This window comes from Pseudomonas sp. W15Feb34 (genome assembly GCF_023127765.1).
In the GTDB taxonomy this organism is placed as follows: Bacteria; Pseudomonadota; Gammaproteobacteria; order Pseudomonadales; family Pseudomonadaceae; genus Aquipseudomonas; species Aquipseudomonas synxantha_A.
In genome coordinates this window covers 49,325-68,092 of record NZ_SPKN01000035.1, presented here as the reverse complement: position 1 = coordinate 68,092, position 18,768 = coordinate 49,325, and the positions used below count along the sequence as shown (strand labels likewise).

Genomic DNA, 18,768 nt, shown 5'->3' with positions numbered 1-18,768 from the left:
TTATTTAATGTAGCGCCATACCATCAGCCTCACAAGCCAAAGGGTTATTGAAAAGCCCGGCGTATAGAAACACCGCTGATGAGGACCGACTGATGGCCGGCAAAACGCTTTACGACAAGCTTTGGGATTCCCATGAAGTGAAACGTCGCGATGATGGATCGTCGCTGATCTATATCGACCGTCACATCATCCATGAAGTGACCTCGCCCCAAGCGTTCGAAGGCCTGCGACTGGCCGGGCGCAAGCCTTGGCGCGTCGACTCCATCATCGCCACGCCGGACCACAACGTGCCGACCACTCCTGAGCGCAAGGGCGGTATCGAGGCCATTGCCGACCAGGTTTCGCGTTTGCAGGTGCAAACCCTCGACGACTATTGCGACGAATACGGCATCACCGAATTCAAGATGAATGACGTGCGCCAGGGCATCGTCCATGTGATCGGGCCGGAGCAGGGTGCGACCTTGCCGGGCATGACCGTGGTCTGCGGCGACTCCCACACCTCTACCCACGGTGCGTTCGGCGCCCTGGCCCATGGCATCGGCACCTCCGAGGTGGAACATGTGTTCGCCACCCAGTGCCTGGTCGCCAAGAAAATGAAGAACATGCTGGTACGCGTCGAAGGCCAATTGCCGTTTGGCGTGACCGCCAAGGACATCGTGCTCGCCGTGATCGGCAAGATCGGCACCGCCGGCGGTAACGGCCACGCCATCGAATTCGCCGGCAGCGCCATTCGCGACTTGTCCATCGAAGGGCGCATGACCATCTGCAACATGTCCATCGAGGCCGGTGCCCGTGTGGGCATGGTGGCGGCGGATGAGAAAACCGTGGAGTACGTCAAAGGTCGCCCGTTTGCCCCGCAAGGCGCCGATTGGGACGCCGCCGTCGAAGCCTGGAAAGACCTGGTGTCCGACGCCGATGCGGTGTTCGACACCGTGGTCGAACTCGACGCTGCGCAGATCAAGCCGCAAGTCAGCTGGGGCACTTCGCCCGAAATGGTCCTGGCCGTTGACCAGAACGTGCCGGACCCGGCCAAAGAGGCCGACCTGGTCAAGCGCGGCTCCATCGAGCGTGCCTTGAAGTACATGGGCTTGAAAGCCAACCAGGCGATCACCGACATCCAGTTGGATCGCGTGTTCATTGGCTCCTGCACCAACTCGCGGATCGAAGACCTGCGCGCCGCGGCGGTGATCGCCAAGGGCCGCAAGGTTGCCTCGACCATCAAGCAAGCTATTGTGGTACCGGGTTCCGGCCTGGTGAAGGCGCAAGCCGAAGCTGAAGGCCTGGACAAGATCTTCCTCGAAGCCGGTTTTGAATGGCGTGAACCAGGCTGTTCGATGTGCCTGGCGATGAACCCGGACCGTTTGGAGTCGGGCGAGCATTGCGCGTCCACCTCCAACCGTAACTTTGAAGGGCGTCAGGGCGCCGGTGGCCGCACCCACCTGGTCAGCCCGGCCATGGCCGCCGCCGCTGCCGTCAACGGTCGTTTCATCGACGTTCGCGAATTGATCTGAGGAATACCCGATGAGAGCTTTTACCCAGCACACAGGTCTTGTAGCGCCGTTGGACCGTGCCAACGTGGACACTGACCAGATCATCCCCAAGCAGTTCTTGAAGTCGATCAAGCGCACCGGTTTTGGCCCCAACCTGTTCGATGAGTGGCGCTATCTGGATGTGGGCTACGCCTACCAGGACAACTCCAAGCGCCCGCTGAACAAAGACTTTGTGCTCAATGCCGAGCGCTATCAGGGTGCCAGTGTGTTGCTGGCCCGGGAAAACTTCGGTTGCGGCTCCAGCCGTGAACACGCGCCGTGGGCCCTGGAAGAGTACGGCTTTCGCAGCATCATCGCGCCCAGCTATGCCGACATCTTCTTCAACAACAGCTTCAAGAACGGCCTGTTGCCGATCATCTTGAGCGATGCCGAAGTGGATGAGCTGTTCCAGCAAGTGGAAGCGAATGTGGGCTATCAGTTGACCGTGGACCTGGCCGCGCAGACCGTCACCCGTCCGGACGGCAAGGTCTATCACTTTGAAGTGGATGCGTTTCGCAAGCACTGCCTGATCAACGGCCTGGACGATATCGGCCTGACCTTGCAGGACGGCGATGCGATTGCGGCGTTTGAAGCCAAACATCGGGCGAGCCAGCCTTGGTTGTTTCGCGATGCCTGATTTGCGGTAGGCAGGACCGCCGCCATCGGGAGCAAGCCCCCTCCCACATTTGAATGCGTTCGCATATCAACATGTGGGAGGGGGCTTGCTCCCGATAGGGCCAGAACAAACACCACAAGGTCCATTGAGGAAAGCCCATGACTACCACCGCCCACACCCAAGTCGTGCAAAAACAATTCGGCGAACAGGCTGCGGCCTACCTGAGCAGTGCCGTGCACGCCCAGGGCACCGAGTTTGCGCTGCTGCAGGCCGAGCTGGCCGGGCAGGGCGCTGCACGGCTGCTGGACCTGGGTTGCGGTGCCGGTCATGTGAGTTTCCAGGTGGCGCCTCTGGTTAAAGAAGTGGTGGCCTATGACCTGTCCCGGCAGATGCTCGACGTGGTCACCGCCGCCGCGAAAGATCGCGGCCTGCACAATATCCGCACCGTCCACGGCGCCGCCGAGCGTCTGCCGTTCGCCGATGGCGAGTTCGACTTCGTGTTCAGCCGTTATTCGGCCCACCACTGGAGTGACCTGGGCCTGGCCCTGCGGGAAGTGCGCCGCGTGCTCAAGCCGGGCGGGGTGGCGGCGTTTGTGGATGTCTTGTCACCGGGTAGCCCATTGCTGGACACTTACCTGCAAACCGTCGAAGTGCTGCGCGACACCAGCCACGTGCGAGATTACGCCGCCGCCGAGTGGATGCAGCAACTCAGCGAGTCCGGTCTGCATGTGCGTAACAGTCTGCGCCAGCGCCTGCGCCTGGAGTACACCTCGTGGGTCGAGCGCATGCGCACGCCAGAGGTGCTGCGTGCGGCAATCCTTGAGCTGCAAAGGGCGATGGGCCAGGAAGTGCGCGATTATTACGAAATTCAGGCCGACGGCACCTTCAGCACCGACGTGCTGGTGGTCTTTGCCCAGCGTTGATTGATTTTTCCCGACCTGCCCACGGGCGGGTCGCTTGATGAAATGAGGAACCCATGAGCAAGCAGATTCTGATTCTCCCTGGCGACGGTATTGGTCCGGAAATCATGGCCGAAGCGGTCAAGGTGCTGGAGCTTGCAAACGCCAAGTACAGCCTGGGCTTCGAGCTGAGCCACGACGTGATCGGCGGCGCCGCTATCGACAAACACGGCGTGCCCCTGGCTGACGAAACCCTGGACCGTGCCCGGGCGGCCGACGCCGTGTTGCTCGGCGCCGTGGGCGGCCCGAAGTGGGACAAGATCGAGCGTGACATCCGCCCGGAGCGCGGCCTGTTGAAAATCCGCGCGCAACTGGGCCTGTTCGGCAATCTGCGCCCGGCGATCCTCTACCCGCAACTCGCCGATGCCTCAAGCCTCAAGCCGGAAGTGGTGGCGGGCCTGGATATCCTGATCGTGCGTGAGCTGACCGGCGGTATCTACTTCGGCTCGCCACGGGGCGTGCGCGAGTTGGAAAATGGCGAGCGCCAGGCCTACGACACCCTGCCGTACAGCGAGAGCGAAATCCGCCGTATTGCCCGGGTCGGTTTCGATATGGCCCGTGTGCGTGGCAAAAAGGTGTGCTCGGTGGATAAAGCCAACGTGCTGGCCTCCAGCCAACTGTGGCGCGAAATCGTTGAGGAAGTGGCCAAGGATTACCCGGACGTCGAACTGAGCCACATGTACGTCGACAACGCCGCGATGCAACTGGTGCGTGCGCCCAAGCAGTTCGACGTGATCGTCACCGACAACCTGTTCGGCGACATCCTGTCCGACCAGGCGTCCATGCTCACAGGTTCCATCGGCATGTTGCCGTCGGCGTCCCTGGACACCAACAACAAGGGCATGTACGAGCCGTGTCACGGTTCGGCGCCGGACATCGCAGGCCAGGGCATTGCCAACCCGCTGGCGACCATTTTGTCGGTGTCGATGATGCTGCGTTACACCTTCAACCTGAGTGAAGCGGCCGACGCGATCGAGAAAGCCGTCAGCCTGGTACTGGACCAGCGCCTGCGCACCGGGGACATCTGGTCCCAGGGCTGCACCAGGGTCGGAACGCAAGAAATGGGCGACGCAGTAGTCGCCGCGCTGCGGAATCTGTAATCTCTCGGGCCCGCTTGCAGTTGTTGCTGCAAGGCGGCCCACTTTTTAACAAGGTGTAGTTGCGATGAAACGTGTAGGTCTGATCGGTTGGCGCGGTATGGTCGGTTCCGTGCTCATGCAGCGGATGCTGGAAGAGCAGGATTTCGATCTTATTGAGCCGGTGTTTTTCACCACTTCGAACGTAGGTGGCCAAGGGCCGTCCGTGGGCAAGGATATTGCCCCGCTCAAGGACGCCTACAGCATTGAAGAGTTGAAGACCCTCGACGTGATCCTGACGTGCCAGGGTGGCGACTACACCAGCGAAGTCTTCCCCAAGCTGCGCGAAGCCGGCTGGCAGGGTTACTGGATCGACGCCGCTTCCAGCCTGCGTATGCAGGATGACGCGGTGATCATCCTTGATCCGGTCAACCGTAAGGTCATCGACCAGCAACTGGATGCCGGCACCAAGAACTACGTGGGCGGCAACTGCACCGTCAGCCTGATGCTGATGGGGCTCGGTGGCCTGTTCGAAGCCGGCCTGGTCGAGTGGATGAGTGCCATGACCTATCAGGCGGCTTCCGGTGCCGGTGCGCAGAACATGCGCGAGCTGATCAAGCAGATGGGCGCGACCCATGCCGCTGTCGCCGATCAACTGGCCGACCCGGCCAGCGCGATTCTCGACATCGACCGTCGTGTGGCCGAAGCCATGCGCAGCGACGCCTACCCGACCGAGAACTTCGGCGTGCCATTGGCCGGTAGCTTGATCCCGTGGATCGACAAGGAACTGCCCAACGGTCAGAGCCGCGAGGAGTGGAAGGCTCAGGCCGAGACCAACAAGATCCTCGGTCGCTTCAAGAACCCGATTCCGGTGGACGGCATCTGCGTGCGCATTGGCGCCATGCGTTGCCACAGCCAGGCGTTGACCATCAAGCTGAACAAAGACGTGCCGATCGCCGATATCGAAGGCTTGATCAGCCAGCACAACCCTTGGGTCAAGCTGGTGCCGAACAACCGCGATATCAGCATGCAGGAGCTGAGCCCGACCAAGGTCACCGGTACCCTGAATGTACCGGTGGGCCGTCTGCGCAAGCTGAACATGGGTAGCCAGTTCCTCGGTGCGTTCACCGTCGGCGACCAGCTGCTGTGGGGCGCGGCTGAACCGCTGCGTCGCATGTTGCGGATTTTGCTGGAGCGTTGATCGCTTTCTTGCATTGAAGAACCCCGCGCTCTGGTGACAGGCGCGGGGTTTTTTATTGTTCTGTCGGGCGCTATCGGGAGCAAGCCCCCTCCCACATTCAACCCAGTTCCAACCTTGAAATGGAGGGCAAGTGTGGGAGGGGGCTTGCTCCCGATAGCGCCATCAGCCACACCACAAGGCCCAGGCTAATTGCCTCACCCCCAGCCACCCGGTAAAGTGCCGCTCCCCCCTGCAATGCCCGAGGCAGCCCCCATGACCCAGACCTTTGAAATCGCCGTAATCGGTGCCACCGGCACCGTGGGTGAAACGCTGGTGCAGATCCTCGAAGAACTGGATTTCCCGGTAGGCACACTGTATTTGCTGGCGGGCAGCAACTCGGCGGGGGCTTCGGTGCCGTTTCGTGGCAAGAACGTGCGGGTCAAAGAGGTCGACGAGTTCGATTTCAGCAAGGCGCAGTTGGCGTTCTTCGCAGCAGGCCCGGCGGTGACCCTGAGTTTCGCCCCGCGCGCCACAGCCGCTGGCTGTTCGGTGATCGACTTGTCCGGTGCATTGCCTGCCGAACAGGCGCCGCCAGTGGTGCCGCAGGCCAACGCCCAGGTGTTGAACGGTTTGAAAAAGCCGTTCCAGCTCGCCAGCCCAAGCCCGTCTGCCACCTACCTGGCGGTAGTGCTCGCGCCGTTGCGGGGTTTGGTGGACATCCAGCGCGTGAATGTCACCGCCAACCTGGCGGTCTCTGCCCAGGGCCGGGAGGCCGTCAGCGAGTTGGCGCGGCAGACCGCTGAGTTATTGAACGTGCGTCCACTGGAGCCGAAGTTCTTCGATCGGCAAATGGCGTTCAACTTGCTGGCTCAAGTCGGTACGCCAGACGCCCAAGGTCATACAGCCTTGGAGAAACGCCTCGTACACGAGCTGCGTGCCGTGCTGGAAACACCTTTGCTAAAGATTTCCGCAACCTGCGTTCAAGCCCCCGTGTTTTTCGGCGATAGCCTGACAGTGTCGTTGCAATTGGCCGCGCCGGTCGATCTGGCCGCAGTCAACCGTGCACTCGATGCTGCGCCGGGTATCGAGCTGGTTGAGGAGGGCGATTACCCAACGGCTGTAGGCGATGCGGTCGGCCAGGATGTGGTTTACGTAGGACGCGTACGTGCAGGTGTCGACGACCCCGCGGAACTAAATCTGTGGTTGACGTCAGATAACGTACGCAAGGGCTCGGCCCTGAACGCTGTGGAGCTGGCGCAGTTGTTGATAAAAGGCCTTGTGTAAAAGATACTTGGCGGCAATTTGTAGATTGATTCTAGCCAGGCGCTATGCTTGGTCCCAAGTGAAACACAAGCGCGTCGGTGACCTATCGGCTCGCCATGCCTTATGGCAGCGGTTACCAACCTTCTCGCAGGGCGGGGAGCGTTCAAACAAAGGATGAGGCTATGGTTCAAGTTCGCAAACTGGTGTTAGCAATAGCGGCCGCCTCGGCGCTGTCCTCCGGTATGGCGCAGGCGCTGCAACTTGGGGAGATGACCCTCAAGTCGAAGTTGAACCAGCCGCTGTCGGTGGAAATCGAATTGCGTGATGTGGGCGGCCTCACGGCGGCCGAGATCACTCCGAGCCTGGCTTCTGCCCAGGCCTTCGTGGATGCGGGCGTTGACCGCCAGGCGTTTCTCGATGACCTGACGTTCACCCCGGTGATCAACCCCGAAGGTCGCAGCGTGGTGCGCGTGACCTCCAGCAAGCCGCTGCCCGATTCCTATGTGCGCTTCCTGCTGCAGGTGCAATGGCCCAATGGCCGTTTGATGCGTGACTACAGCGTACTGCTCGACCCGGCCAAGTTCGACCAGCCGGCACCGACTGCCAGCGCGCCGGCCAGTACCGCACCTGCCGCCGGCACGCCCGCCCAGCACACCACCACGTCCCGCGACACCTTGTGGGAAATCGCCGCGAAGAATCGTAACGGCGCCTCGGTCCAGCAGACGATGCTGGCGATCCAGGCGCTCAACCCTGACGCTTTTATCGATGGCAATATCAACCGCCTGAAAACCGGCCAGGTCCTGCGCCTGCCAGATGTCACGCAAAGTACGGCGCTGGCGCAGCCTCAAGCGATCGCCGAAGTCAGCGCGCAGAACGCCGCATGGCGTCAGGGCCGTCGTACCCCCAAGGGCCAAGTGGCCGGCAAGGCGCAGTTGGATGCGACCAAGCGTACCCAGGCCGGCAATGCGCCGACGAGCACCCAGGCCAGGGACAACTTGAGCCTGGTCTCGGCCGAAGCCGCCAAGCAAGGTACGAAGGGCAAGGCCGGTGATAACCGCGCATTGAGCGACAAGCTGGCGATGACCCAGGAAGAGCTGGACACCACCCGCCGCGATAACGAAGAACTGAAGAGCCGCGCCGCCGACTTGCAAAGCCAGTTGGACAAGTTGCAAAAGCTGATTCAGTTGAAGAATGACCAGTTGGCTCGCTTGCAGGCGCAAAACGGTGAGCCGGCTACGGCTGCAATCCCTGCGCAGCTGGCAGGTGAGCCCGCAGCAGAGCCTGCGGCGCCCGTTGCAACCCCTGCACCCGCCGCTGAACCGCCCAAGCCGGTCGCGGCACCTGCTACCACCGAAGGCAAGTTCAATGACTTGCTGACCAACCCTATTATCCTCGGCATCATTGGCGGGGCAGGCATCCTGGTGGTGCTGCTGCTTCTGTTGCTGTGGGCGCGCCATCGCAATGCCCGCCGCGAAGAGGAAAAGCATCTGCGCATGGCGCGGGCGCTGGCCGAAGAGCCTGAGTTCACACCCAATATTGACCAGGACCTGCCGCCCGACAGTTTTGAAGGCCTTGAAGTGCCGCCGCCGAGCGTCAAGCTGGGCGCCGCGCCAGCGCCTGCCCCGGTGGCTGAGCCGGTTGTCGTGCCGACTGTCGCTTCCGTGCTCGCACCCCTGGCCGTCGCTGTTGCCCAGGAGAATTCCAGCGATGCATTGGCTCAGGCCCAGTCCCATATCGACCGCGGCCACCTGAACCAGGCGGCTGATGTGCTTGAACAAGCCATCAAGCATGAGCCCAAGCGCAGCGACCTGCGTTTGAAGCTGATGGAAGTCTACGGCCTGCAGAACGACAAGGACGGCTTCGTCACCCAGGAGCGCCAATTGGTCGCCAACGGTGAGAACCACGCCCAGGTCGAGCAGCTCAAGAGCCGCTTCCCGGCCATGGCCGTGCTGGCAGCGGGCGTCAGCGCCGCCGTGGCTGCTGCGGCTCTCGATGCGCAGTACGTCAAGGATTTGCTCGATGACAAGCCGGCCGCGCCTGAGCCGGCGGACACCTTCGACAACGATTTTGACCTTAGCCTGGATGAGCTGGAAGCTGCCTCGCCGGCCGAGATCGCCCGGGACCAGCAAACCTTTGAAGCGCTGCTGCAACAACAGACTGAGGCCAAGGCCGATGCGCAGGATCTCTCGGACTTTGATCTGGACCTGCAACTGGATCCGCCAGCGTCGAAATCCGATGACGACTTCCTCTCGGGACTTGAGGAGCAGATGAAGGACGTGCCGCCTGTCGAGCCGCCCACCCTGACACCTGCCGCGCTGGACGAATTCGAGTTGCCGGAAGACTTTGACCTGTCCCTGGCTGATGAGCCGACGGCCCCGGCAGCCAAGCCCGATGCGTTTGCCTCGGAACTGGACGACGTCAATGCCGAGTTGGACCGATTGTCCCAGAGCCTGGAGCACCCGCCGATCGAGCCGACCTTCACGGCCGAGGATGCCGCGCTGGGCGGTGATGATGAACCGGATTTCGATTTCCTCTCAGGCACGGATGAAGTCGCTACCAAGCTCGACCTGGCCCAGGCTTACATCGACATGGGTGATGCCGATGGCGCTAAAGACATCCTTGATGAAGTCTTGGTCGAAGGCAACGAAGACCAGCGTGGCGAAGCCAAGGAAATGCTCGGCCGAATCTAAAGCCAGGCGCTATAACAGTGTGGGAGGGGCGGTGCGACGATTCGACATGCTCCCTCCCACATTTGTTTGGCATCGATCCATAACAAAACGCCCGTCAGGCATCCGACGCCTTTATAATGCCCGCCTTTGCGCAACTCATCAGGCTCTCAGTTCTTGGCAAATATAGATAACGCGGCCGCCGAAATGGCGGCCGCCGGCTTTTACCGCATCGCCCTGGGCGTGGAATACAAAGGCTCGCGCTATCGCGGCTGGCAGCGTCAGGCCTCCGGCGTGCTGACGGTGCAGGAAACCCTCGAAAACGCCCTGTCCAAAGTCGCTGACTCGCCGGTGTCGCTGATGTGCGCCGGGCGTACCGACGCTGGCGTACACGCGTGTGGCCAGGTGGTGCACTTCGACACCCAGGCCGAGCGGTCGATGAAGGCCTGGGTGATGGGGGCGAATATCAATTTGCCCCACGACGTGAGTGTGAGCTGGGCCAAGGTCATGCCGGCGCATTTTCATGCACGCTTCAAGGCCATCGCCCGGCGTTACCGCTACGTGATCTACAACGATCAGATCCGGCCCGCGCATCTCAATGAAGAAATTACCTGGAACCACCGCCCACTGGATGCCGAGCGCATGGCCGAGGCCGCGCAGCACCTGGTGGGCGTGCATGACTTCAGCGCCTTCCGCGCCGGCCAGTGCCAGGCCAAGTCGCCGATCAAGGAAGTTCACCACCTGCGGGTCACTCGCCACGGCAAGATGATCGTGCTGGATATTCGCGCCGGAGCGTTCCTGCATCACATGGTGCGCAACATTGCCGGCGTGCTGATGACCATCGGCACCGGCGAGCGCCCGGTTGAGTGGGCCAGGGAAGTGCTGGAAAGCCGCATTCGTCGCACGGGCGGCGTCACGGCGCACCCATTTGGCCTGTATTTGGTGGATGTGGAGTACCGCGACGAGTTCCAGTTGCCGGAACGCTTTATCGGGCCACACTTCCTCACAGGTTTCAGTGAACTTGGCGGCTGACGCCCGGAAAAGCTTTTGTTAACATCCGGGACTTTCTCGGTCCAACCCTGAGGTTCCTACGACATGTCAGCCGTTCGCAGCAAGATTTGCGGGATTACCCGCATAGAAGACGCGCTGGCGGCAGTCGAGGCAGGGGCCGATGCCATCGGTCTGGTGTTTTATGCCAAAAGTCCGCGCGCGGTGAATGTGCTGCAGGCGCGGGCCATCATTGCGGCGCTGCCGCCTTTCGTGACCACCGTGGGCTTGTTCGTCAACGCCAGTCGCTGCGAACTCAATGAAACCCTGGATGCGGTGCCGCTGGACATGCTGCAGTTCCACGGCGATGAAACGCCTGATGAGTGTGAAAGTTATCAGCGCCCGTACATCAAGGCGTTGCGGGTCAAGACGGGCGACGATATCGCCGCGGCGTGTGCCGCGTATATCGGCGCTCGCGGGATCCTGCTCGACACCTACGTCGAAGGCGTACCGGGTGGTACGGGTGAGGCGTTCGATTGGTCGCTGATTCCCGAAGGGTTGAGCAAGCCGATCATCCTGGCCGGTGGGCTCAACCCTGCGAACGTCGGCGCTGCCATCGAGCAGGTGCGGCCGTATGCCGTGGACGTCAGCGGTGGGGTGGAGCAGGGCAAGGGCATCAAGGATCACAACAGGATTCGCGCATTCATGCAGGCCGTGCGCAACAGCAGTGGCGGGATGTGACGGCTGGCAGTCTGCCGCCGTCCATAACTACCACTGTGTAAAACAGCCCGGCGCCGCCTGTGGGTGGCCCGGAAATGAAGTGGCAACCCTGCGCTGGCAGGTTGTCTGGAAGGCTGAGGATGCAGGCGGGAAATGGCAGGTCCAACGTCTGACCCCGTCCCGCAGGCATCATCGCCACATATGAATTTAGCTCAAGGGCATACGCGGGGCTGTGTTCAAGCCACCGGTACTGGAGAAAGAAAGCATGAGCAACTGGTTAGTAGACAAACTGATCCCTTCGATCATGCGTTCCGAGGTGAAGAAAAGCTCGGTTCCTGAAGGTCTGTGGCACAAGTGCCCGTCCTGCGACGCGGTGCTGTACCGCCCGGAGCTGGAAAAGACCCTGGATGTTTGCCCCAAGTGCAATCACCACATGCGTATCGGCGCGCGCGCGCGCATCGACATCTTCCTGGATGCCGATGGCCGCAACGAACTGGGCGCTGACCTGGAGCCGGTCGACCGTCTCAAGTTCCGCGACAGCAAGAAGTACAAGGACCGTCTGGTCGGTGCGCAGAAGCAGACCGGCGAGAAGGACGCGCTGATCTCGGTCAGCGGCAAGCTGCTGGGCATGCCGGTGGTGGTCTCGGCCTTCGAGTTTTCCTTCATGGGCGGTTCCATGGGCGCCATCGTCGGTGAGCGCTTTGTGCGTGCGGCCAACTACGCCCTGGAAAACCGTTGCCCGATGATCTGCTTCGCCGCCTCCGGTGGTGCGCGTATGCAGGAAGCGCTGATCTCCCTGATGCAAATGGCCAAGACCTCGGCGGTACTGGCGCGTCTGCGCGAAGAAGGCATTCCGTTCATCTCGGTACTGACCGACCCGGTCTACGGCGGCGTTTCCGCCAGCCTGGCGATGCTCGGCGATGTGATCGTCGGCGAGCCCAAGGCGCTGATCGGTTTTGCCGGCCCGCGTGTGATCGAGCAAACCGTGCGCGAGAAGCTGCCGGAAGGCTTCCAGCGCAGCGAGTTCCTGTTGGAGCACGGTGCTATCGACCTGATCATCCCGCGTGGCGAACTGCGTCCACGTCTGGGTAACCTGCTGGCGCAAATGATGGGCCTGCCGACGCCTGTGTACGTCGCGCCTAAAGTCGAGCCAATCGTCGTGCCGCCGGTGCCTGCAAACCTATGACCCAACGTACCCTGGGCGAATGGCTCGCCTACCTTGAGCAGTTGCATCCGTCCGCCATCGACATGGGCCTGGAGCGCTCGCAACAGGTAGCGGCCCGCCTCGGGTTGGGCCAGCCGGCACCGCGTGTGATCACGGTGACCGGCACCAATGGCAAGGGCTCCACCTGTGCCTTTGTCGCGGCGCTGTTGCAGGCCCAGGGCCTGAAGGTCGGCGTGTACAGCTCGCCGCACCTGCTGCGCTACAACGAGCGGGTACAGCTCAATGGCGTCGAAGCCACGGACGAGCAGTTGTGCGCAGCCTTCGCTGCCCTGGATGCCGGGCGTGGCGATATTTCCCTGACCTATTTCGAGATGGGCACCCTGGCGGCGTTCTGGCTGTTTGAGCGTGCGCAACTGGATGTGGTCGTACTGGAAGTCGGCCTCGGCGGGCGCCTGGATACGGTCAACGTGGTGGATGCCGACCTGGCGCTGGTCACCAGCATCGGTGTTGATCATGCCGACTACCTGGGCAATACCCGCGAGTCCGTGTCCTATGAAAAGGCCGGGATTTTCCGCCAGGGCAGGCCGGCGCTGTGTGGCGACGTGGATCCGCCGCAACCTTTGCTGGACAAGGTGCGCGAGCTGGATTGCCCGTTCTACCTGCGCGGCCGTGAATTCAATCTCGATATCGGTGCGACCCATTGGCAATGGCGCGGGCGTGATGCCCGTGGCAAGGTGGTCGAGCTGCTTGATTTGCCGCTGCTGAACCTGCCGATGGAAAACGCTGCGCTCGCGCTGCAAGCCTATTTGCTGCTGGATCTGCCGTGGAATGCCGAGCAGATCGGCGCAACCCTGCGGGCGACGAAAGTGGTGGGGCGCCTGGATCGTCGGGTGCTCGACTGGCAAGGCAAGCGCCTGAACCTGTTGCTGGATGTGGGGCACAACCCCCATGCGGCTCACTATTTGGCGCAGCGCCTGGCGCGCACGCCACCGGCCGGCCGTCGCCTGGCGGTGTTCGGGCTGTTGGCCGACAAGGATCTGGATGGGGTGGTTGCGCCGTTGCTTGGCAGTGTTCAGTCTTGGGCTGTTGCGCCGCTGGATACGCCGCGCAGCCGGCCGGCGGTTGAGCTGCAGACCGCCTTGCAGAACCTTGGCGCGCCCGTGACGTCGTATGCAAGCATCACTGCCGCCCTTGAAGCGCAGTGTGCGGTGGCTACGGCAGAGGACGAAATCCTGTTGTTCGGATCATTTTATTGTGTTGCCGAGGCGCTCGAATGGCTGGCCCGGCGCTCCACGGAGGAAGCTGCACATGGCATTACTGGATAGCGCATACAAGCAGCGAATGGTTGGAGCCCTGGTATTGGTGGCGTTGGCGGTGATTTTCCTGCCGATGCTGTTTTCCCGCCAGGATGAGCAGCGCCAGGTGGTGGTTGAGGCGCCCGCTGCGCCCCAGGCGCCGGTGGTGCCCCAGGTTCAGGTCGAGCCGGTGGTGGTGCCCGAGCCTCAGGCGTTGCCGGAAGAACCTGTACCTGTCGAGGAGGAGGTCGCCACGCAACCGGCTCCTTCGATGCCGGTGCAGCCAAGTGTGCCGGTGGTCAAGCCGACGCCGGCACCGGCTGTCGCTGCCAAACCGCCTGCACCGGCGCCAACGCCCAAGCCTGTGGCGCCGCAGCCTGCTGCGCCGGGTAAACCGGATGTGGGCCAGAGCCGCATTGATCCCAATGGCCTGCCGATCAGTTGGTCGATCCAGCTCGCCAGCCTGGCCAATCGCGAAAGTGCCGACGCCTTGCAGAAAAAGCTGCGTGCCCAGGGTTATAACGCCTATATCCGCAGTGCCGATGGCAAGAATCGTGTGTTTGTCGGGCCGCTGATCGAGCGCGCGGAGGCTGATCGCCTGCGCGATTTGCTGGGCCGCCAGCAGAACCTCAATGGGTTTGTGGTGCGCTTCCAGCCAGAGCGCGGCTGATTCAAGCAGGCATTAACGCAATCTAAGTGTGGGAGGGGGCTTGCTCCCGATAGCGGTGGGTCAGTCAGTACATCTGATACTGACACACTTCAATCGGGAGCAAGCCCCCTCCCACATTGGTTTATGGTGGGCTTGAAATGGCGTTCACACCGCCCAATCTATTGATTTGCAAAGCAGCCGCAATCACCGCTTACCGATAGCCCGGCGCTCTGCTAAAATGCGCCGCCTTATCCGTACGTAGGCTGCACTGTGCCATTTACCTGGGTTGATTGGGCGATCGTTGCAATCGTCGCCATCTCCGCTTTGATCAGTCTGAGCCGCGGCTTCGTAAAAGAAGCACTGTCGTTGCTGACCTGGATCATCGCAGGAGTCGTAGCCTGGATGTTCGGTGGTTCACTGTCGGTCTACCTGGCCGGGTACATAGAGACACCTTCGGCTCGCGTCATCGCGGGCTGCGCCATCATGTTCATCGCCACGCTGCTGGTGGGGGCAATGGTCAATTATCTTATTGGCGAATTGATACGTGTCACCGGCCTCTCCGGGACCGATCGATTTCTCGGCATGGCCTTCGGCGCCGCGCGTGGCGCGTTGCTGGTGGTTGTGGCGGTCGGGCTGTTGAGCCTGGGGCCGGTACAGCAGGATTCGTGGTGGCAGGAGTCTGTACTCGTGCCAAAATTTCTATTGGTTGCAGATTGGTCCAAGAACCTCATATTGGGGTGGAGCAGTCAGTGGCTGGCCAGCGGAATCAGCGTACCCGCTGATCTTCCGTTCAAGGAACACCTCTTGCCGGCGCAAACGCCTCAGTAAGCTGTGTTCAGTCAAGATTCATTAAGTAGGGGTTGCGTCGCATGTGTGGCATCGTCGGTATCGTCGGTAAGTCGAACGTCAATCAGGCGCTGTATGACGCGCTAACCGTCCTCCAGCACCGCGGCCAGGACGCTGCCGGTATTGTGACCAGCCACGACGGCCGGTTATTCCTGCGCAAGGACAATGGCCTGGTGCGTGACGTGTTCCATCAGCGTCACATGCAGCGCCTCGTCGGGCACATGGGCATTGGCCATGTGCGTTACCCGACTGCCGGTAGTTCGACTTCGGCCGAAGCTCAACCGTTCTACGTCAACTCGCCTTACGGCATCACCCTGGCGCACAACGGTAACCTGACCAACGTTGAACAGCTGGCCAAGGAGATCTACGAATCTGACCTGCGCCACGTCAACACCAGTTCCGACTCGGAAGTGCTGCTCAACGTGTTCGCCCACGAACTGGCCCAGCGCGGCAAGTTGCAGCCGACCGAAGAAGACGTGTTTGCTGCCGTGATCGACGTGCACAACCGTTGCGTCGGTGGTTATGCCGTGGTGGCGATGATCACCGGGTACGGCATCGTCGGTTTCCGCGACCCCCACGGCATCCGCCCGATTGTGTTCGGCCAGCGTCACACCGACGAAGGCGTCGAGTACATGATCGCGTCCGAAAGCGTGTCCCTGGATGTACTGGGCTTCACCCTGATCCGCGATCTGGCGCCGGGCGAGGCTGTCTACATCACCGAAGACGGCAAGCTGCACACCCGCCAGTGCGCCGTTGCGCCGAAGCTGACCCCGTGCATCTTCGAACACGTCTACCTGGCGCGTCCCGACTCGATCATCGACGGTGTGTCGGTCTACAAGGCGCGTCTGCGCATGGGCGAGAAGCTGGCCGAGAAGATCCTGCGCGAGCGTCCAGAGCACGACATCGATGTGGTTATCCCGATTCCGGACACCAGTCGTACCGCTGCGCTGGAGCTGGCCAACCACCTGGGCGTCAAGTTCCGCGAAGGCTTCGTCAAGAACCGCTACATCGGCCGTACGTTCATCATGCCCGGCCAGGCTGCGCGCAAGAAATCGGTGCGTCAGAAGCTCAACGCCATCGAGCTTGAGTTCCGCGGCAAGAACGTGATGCTGGTGGACGACTCCATCGTACGCGGCACCACCTGCAAGCAGATCATCCAGATGGCCCGCGAAGCCGGGGCGAAGAACGTGTACTTCTGTTCTGCGGCGCCTGCGGTGCGTTACCCGAACGTGTACGGTATCGACATGCCGAGCGCCCATGAGCTGATTGCGCATAATCGTTCGACCCAGGACGTGGCCGACCTGATCGGCGCCGACTGGCTGATCTACCAGGACCTGCCGGACCTGATCGAAGCGGTTGGCGGGGGCAAGATCAAGATCGAGCAGTTCGACTGCGCCGTGTTCGACGGCAAGTACGTGACCGGAGATGTCGACGAGGCTTATCTGAACAAGATCGAGCAGGCGCGTAACGACTCGTCCAAGATCAAGACCCAGGCGGTCAGCGCGATCATCGACCTGTACAACAACTGAGTAGATACCGGCCCTGAGGGGCCGGTTTTGTATCTTAAATAACGTATTGAGTAAGGAGTCGCAGCATGAGTCAGGAATGGGATGCCGGTCGGTTGGACAGCGACCTCGATGGCGTAGCTTTCGATACCCTGGCTGTGCGCGCCGGCCAGCACCGCACCCCGGAAGGGGAGCACGGTGACCCGATGTTCTTCACCTCAAGCTATGTGTTCCGCACGGCGGCCGACGCTGCGGCGCGTTTTTCCGGTGAGGTGCCGGGCAACGTGTACTCGCGCTACACCAACCCGACCGTGCGCGCGTTCGAAGAGCGTATCGCGGCCCTGGAGGGCGCTGAGCAGGCTGTGGCGACCGCGACCGGCATGGCGGCCATCCTGGCGGTGGTGATGAGCCTGTGCAGCGCTGGCGACCATGTGCTGGTGTCGCGCAGCGTGTTCGGCTCGACCATCAGCCTGTTCGAGAAGTACTTCAAGCGCTTCGGTATCGAAGTGGATTACGTGCCCCTGGCGGATTTGTCCGGCTGGGATGCGGCGATCAAGGCCAATACCAGGCTGCTGTTCGTCGAATCGCCGTCGAACCCGCTGGCCGAGTTGGTCGACATCGCTGCGCTGTCCGAAGTCGCCCACGCCAAGGGTGCGATGCTGGTGGTGGATAACTGCTTCTGCACCCCGGCCTTGCAGCAACCGCTGAAGCTGGGTGCGGACATCGTGGTGCACTCGGCAACCAAGTTCATCGACGGCCAGGGCCGTTGCATGGGCGGCGTGGTGGCTGGGCGCAGCGAGCAGATGAAGGAAGTGGTGGGCTTCCTGCGTACCGCCGGCCCGACCCTGAGCCCGTTCAACGCCTGGATCTTCCTCAAGGGCCTGGAAACCCTCAGCCTGCGCATGAAAGCCCATTGCGCCAACGCCCAGGCCCTGGCCGAGTGGCTGGAGCAGCAGGATGGTATCGAGAAGGTGCACTACGCTGGCCTCAAGAGCCACCCGCAACACGCCTTGGCCCAGCGCCAGCAGCGTGGTTTTGGTGCGGTGGTGAGTTTCGAAGTCAAGGGCGGCAAAGACGGCGCCTGGCGCTTTATCGATGCGACGCGCTTGATCTCCATTACCGCCAACCTGGGTGACAGCAAGACCACCATCACTCACCCGAGCACCACCTCTCATGGGCGCCTGGCGCCGCAGGAGCGTGAAGCGGCCGGTATCCGTGACAGCCTGATCCGTATCGCGGTGGGCCTGGAAGATGTAGCAGACTTGCAGGCAGACCTGGCCCGCGGGCTGGCGGCCTTGTGATCGAGTGGTCCATGGAGGCCGCAGCGGCCAGTAACGGGCGCGTTGCACTGGTAACGGGCGCGGCGCGGGGCATTGGCCTGGGGATTGCCGCGTGGCTGATCAGCGAAGGCTGGCAGGTGGTGTTGACCGACCTTGACCGCGAGCGCGGCGCCAAGGTGTCCAAGGTGCTGGGTGATAACGCCTGGTTCATCACCATGGACGTGGCCGACGAGAAGCAAGTGGCCCAGGGGGTTGCCGAGGTGTTGGGGCAGTTCGGGCGACTCGACGCGCTGGTCTGCAATGCCGCCGTGGCTGACCCGCGCAATATCACCCTGGAAAGCCTCGATCTGGCGTACTGGAATCGCGTGCTGGCGGTGAACCTCGGCGGGCCGATGCTGTTGGCCAAGCATTGCGCGCCGTACCTGCGCGCCCACGGCGGTGCGATCGTCAACCTGGCATCGACCCGGGCCCGTCAATCGCAGCCGGATACCGAAGCTTACGCGGCGAGCAAGGGTGGCTTGCTGGCCCTGACTCACGCCTTGGCCATGAGCCTGGGGCCAGAGGTTCGGGTCAATGCGGTCAGCCCTGGCTGGATTGATGCGCGTGATCCTGCTGCACGCCGTGCGGAGCCGCTCACCGATGCTGATCATGCCCAGCATCCGGCGGGCAGGGTCGGTACGGTAGAGGACGTGGCGGCGATGGTGGCCTGGTTGCTGTCGCGTCAGGCCGGGTTTGTCACCGGGCAAGAGTTTGTAGTGGACGGTGGCATGAGCAAGAAGATGATTTACAGCGAGTAGGGCGGTTAGCCGTCTTGAAGTGATTTTGTCTTTTTCAGAAAAACTTCAAGCAGGCTATTGACTTAGGTCCGCTACCTGCGTAAATTTCGCGGCCTCAACGAAGCAAAGGGTGATTAGCTCAGCTGGGAGAGCATCTGCCTTACAAGCAGAGGGTCGGCGGTTCGATCCCGTCATCACCCACCACTTCTTGAGAGTCTTGCACTTGTGGCAAGACGCAATTTTAAAGGTTGCACCG

Annotated in this window: 16 protein-coding genes and 1 tRNA gene; all 17 read left to right on the top strand. The window is 61.9% G+C overall.

Features of this window, described 5'->3' with window-relative positions; translation table 11 throughout:
• The first annotated feature begins 92 nt into the window (after positions 1-92).
• The 17 genes from leuC to E4O97_RS17090 all read left to right on the top strand — a co-directional run bounded on the left by leuC (position 93) and on the right by E4O97_RS17090 (position 18,716).
• Positions 93-1,511, top strand: a complete 1,419-nt coding sequence (leuC, locus tag E4O97_RS17170) for a 3-isopropylmalate dehydratase large subunit (RefSeq protein WP_005789773.1) — start codon at positions 93-95, stop codon at positions 1,509-1,511.
• Between the two features lie 10 nt (positions 1,512-1,521).
• Positions 1,522-2,166 (top strand): 3-isopropylmalate dehydratase small subunit, encoded by a 645-nt coding sequence (leuD, locus tag E4O97_RS17165; protein WP_003192559.1) that lies wholly within the window; start codon positions 1,522-1,524, stop codon positions 2,164-2,166.
• A gap of 137 nt (positions 2,167-2,303) precedes the next feature.
• Positions 2,304-3,068 (top strand): class I SAM-dependent methyltransferase, encoded by a 765-nt coding sequence (locus tag E4O97_RS17160; RefSeq protein ID WP_078821854.1) that lies wholly within the window; start codon positions 2,304-2,306, stop codon positions 3,066-3,068.
• A 53-nt stretch (positions 3,069-3,121) separates the two neighbouring features.
• The gene (leuB, locus tag E4O97_RS17155; protein WP_248161792.1) at positions 3,122-4,204 is read left to right on the top strand and encodes a 3-isopropylmalate dehydrogenase; all 1,083 of its coding nucleotides are present in this window, start codon (positions 3,122-3,124) and stop codon (positions 4,202-4,204) included.
• Between the two features lie 64 nt (positions 4,205-4,268).
• On the top strand, positions 4,269-5,381 hold the full coding sequence (asd, locus tag E4O97_RS17150; protein ID WP_005789767.1) for an aspartate-semialdehyde dehydrogenase: 1,113 nt from the start codon (positions 4,269-4,271) through the stop codon (positions 5,379-5,381).
• A gap of 252 nt (positions 5,382-5,633) precedes the next feature.
• Positions 5,634-6,644 carry an aspartate-semialdehyde dehydrogenase gene (locus tag E4O97_RS17145; RefSeq protein ID WP_103733783.1) on the top strand — a complete coding sequence of 337 codons (1,011 nt, stop codon included), beginning with the start codon at positions 5,634-5,636 and terminating at the stop codon, positions 6,642-6,644.
• 161 nt (positions 6,645-6,805) lie between these two features.
• The gene (locus tag E4O97_RS17140; protein WP_248133208.1) at positions 6,806-9,313 is read left to right on the top strand and encodes a FimV/HubP family polar landmark protein; all 2,508 of its coding nucleotides are present in this window, start codon (positions 6,806-6,808) and stop codon (positions 9,311-9,313) included.
• A 183-nt stretch (positions 9,314-9,496) separates the two neighbouring features.
• Positions 9,497-10,321: a tRNA pseudouridine(38-40) synthase TruA gene (gene truA / locus E4O97_RS17135; RefSeq protein ID WP_005789756.1), complete on the top strand. Its 825-nt coding sequence runs from the start codon at positions 9,497-9,499 to the stop codon at positions 10,319-10,321.
• Positions 10,322-10,384: 63 nt separating this feature from the next.
• The gene (locus E4O97_RS17130) at positions 10,385-11,017 is read left to right on the top strand and encodes a phosphoribosylanthranilate isomerase (RefSeq protein WP_005789755.1); all 633 of its coding nucleotides are present in this window, start codon (positions 10,385-10,387) and stop codon (positions 11,015-11,017) included.
• A 244-nt stretch (positions 11,018-11,261) separates the two neighbouring features.
• Positions 11,262-12,182, top strand: coding sequence for an acetyl-CoA carboxylase, carboxyltransferase subunit beta (gene accD / locus E4O97_RS17125; RefSeq protein WP_005789754.1), 921 nt, complete (start codon positions 11,262-11,264; stop codon positions 12,180-12,182).
• On the top strand, positions 12,179-13,486 hold the full coding sequence (folC, locus tag E4O97_RS17120) for a bifunctional tetrahydrofolate synthase/dihydrofolate synthase (protein ID WP_248133207.1): 1,308 nt from the start codon (positions 12,179-12,181) through the stop codon (positions 13,484-13,486). The genes accD and folC overlap by 4 nt, the downstream gene beginning before the upstream one ends.
• On the top strand, positions 13,470-14,126 hold the full coding sequence (locus E4O97_RS17115) for an SPOR domain-containing protein (RefSeq protein WP_032880251.1): 657 nt from the start codon (positions 13,470-13,472) through the stop codon (positions 14,124-14,126). Before folC ends, E4O97_RS17115 begins: the two co-directional genes overlap by 17 nt.
• A 249-nt stretch (positions 14,127-14,375) precedes the next feature.
• The gene (locus tag E4O97_RS17110) at positions 14,376-14,933 is read left to right on the top strand and encodes a CvpA family protein (RefSeq protein ID WP_005789751.1); all 558 of its coding nucleotides are present in this window, start codon (positions 14,376-14,378) and stop codon (positions 14,931-14,933) included.
• A 41-nt stretch (positions 14,934-14,974) separates the two neighbouring features.
• A complete protein-coding gene (purF, locus tag E4O97_RS17105) occupies positions 14,975-16,480 on the top strand; it encodes an amidophosphoribosyltransferase (RefSeq protein ID WP_003192537.1) in 1,506 nt (501 codons plus the stop codon).
• Positions 16,481-16,545: 65 nt separating this feature from the next.
• Positions 16,546-17,757: an O-succinylhomoserine sulfhydrylase gene (locus E4O97_RS17100; RefSeq protein WP_122734599.1), complete on the top strand. Its 1,212-nt coding sequence runs from the start codon at positions 16,546-16,548 to the stop codon at positions 17,755-17,757.
• An 11-nt stretch (positions 17,758-17,768) separates the two neighbouring features.
• Positions 17,769-18,533, top strand: a complete 765-nt coding sequence (locus tag E4O97_RS17095) for an SDR family oxidoreductase (protein ID WP_248161826.1) — start codon at positions 17,769-17,771, stop codon at positions 18,531-18,533.
• A 107-nt stretch (positions 18,534-18,640) separates the two neighbouring features.
• A tRNA-Val gene (locus E4O97_RS17090) sits at positions 18,641-18,716 on the top strand.
• The last annotated feature ends 52 nt before the right edge of the window (positions 18,717-18,768 follow it).

Excerpts from the sequence above, each read along its gene's own strand:
- leuC (WP_005789773.1), top strand. The coding sequence starts at position 93 with ATGGCCGGCAAAACGCTTTACGACAAGCTTTGGGATTCCCATGAAGTG.
- leuD (WP_003192559.1), top strand. The coding sequence starts at position 1,522 with ATGAGAGCTTTTACCCAGCACACAGGTCTTGTAGCGCCGTTGGACCGT.
- E4O97_RS17160 (WP_078821854.1), top strand. The coding sequence starts at position 2,304 with ATGACTACCACCGCCCACACCCAAGTCGTGCAAAAACAATTCGGCGAA.
- leuB (WP_248161792.1), top strand. The coding sequence starts at position 3,122 with ATGAGCAAGCAGATTCTGATTCTCCCTGGCGACGGTATTGGTCCGGAA.
- asd (WP_005789767.1), top strand. The coding sequence starts at position 4,269 with ATGAAACGTGTAGGTCTGATCGGTTGGCGCGGTATGGTCGGTTCCGTG.
- E4O97_RS17145 (WP_103733783.1), top strand. The coding sequence starts at position 5,634 with ATGACCCAGACCTTTGAAATCGCCGTAATCGGTGCCACCGGCACCGTG.
- E4O97_RS17140 (WP_248133208.1), top strand. The coding sequence starts at position 6,806 with ATGGTTCAAGTTCGCAAACTGGTGTTAGCAATAGCGGCCGCCTCGGCG.
- truA (WP_005789756.1), top strand. The coding sequence starts at position 9,497 with ATGGCGGCCGCCGGCTTTTACCGCATCGCCCTGGGCGTGGAATACAAA.
- E4O97_RS17130 (WP_005789755.1), top strand. The coding sequence starts at position 10,385 with ATGTCAGCCGTTCGCAGCAAGATTTGCGGGATTACCCGCATAGAAGAC.
- accD (WP_005789754.1), top strand. The coding sequence starts at position 11,262 with ATGAGCAACTGGTTAGTAGACAAACTGATCCCTTCGATCATGCGTTCC.
- folC (WP_248133207.1), top strand. The coding sequence starts at position 12,179 with ATGACCCAACGTACCCTGGGCGAATGGCTCGCCTACCTTGAGCAGTTG.
- E4O97_RS17115 (WP_032880251.1), top strand. The coding sequence starts at position 13,470 with ATGGCATTACTGGATAGCGCATACAAGCAGCGAATGGTTGGAGCCCTG.
- purF (WP_003192537.1), top strand. The coding sequence starts at position 14,975 with ATGTGTGGCATCGTCGGTATCGTCGGTAAGTCGAACGTCAATCAGGCG.
- E4O97_RS17100 (WP_122734599.1), top strand. The coding sequence starts at position 16,546 with ATGAGTCAGGAATGGGATGCCGGTCGGTTGGACAGCGACCTCGATGGC.
- E4O97_RS17095 (WP_248161826.1), top strand. The coding sequence starts at position 17,769 with ATGGAGGCCGCAGCGGCCAGTAACGGGCGCGTTGCACTGGTAACGGGC.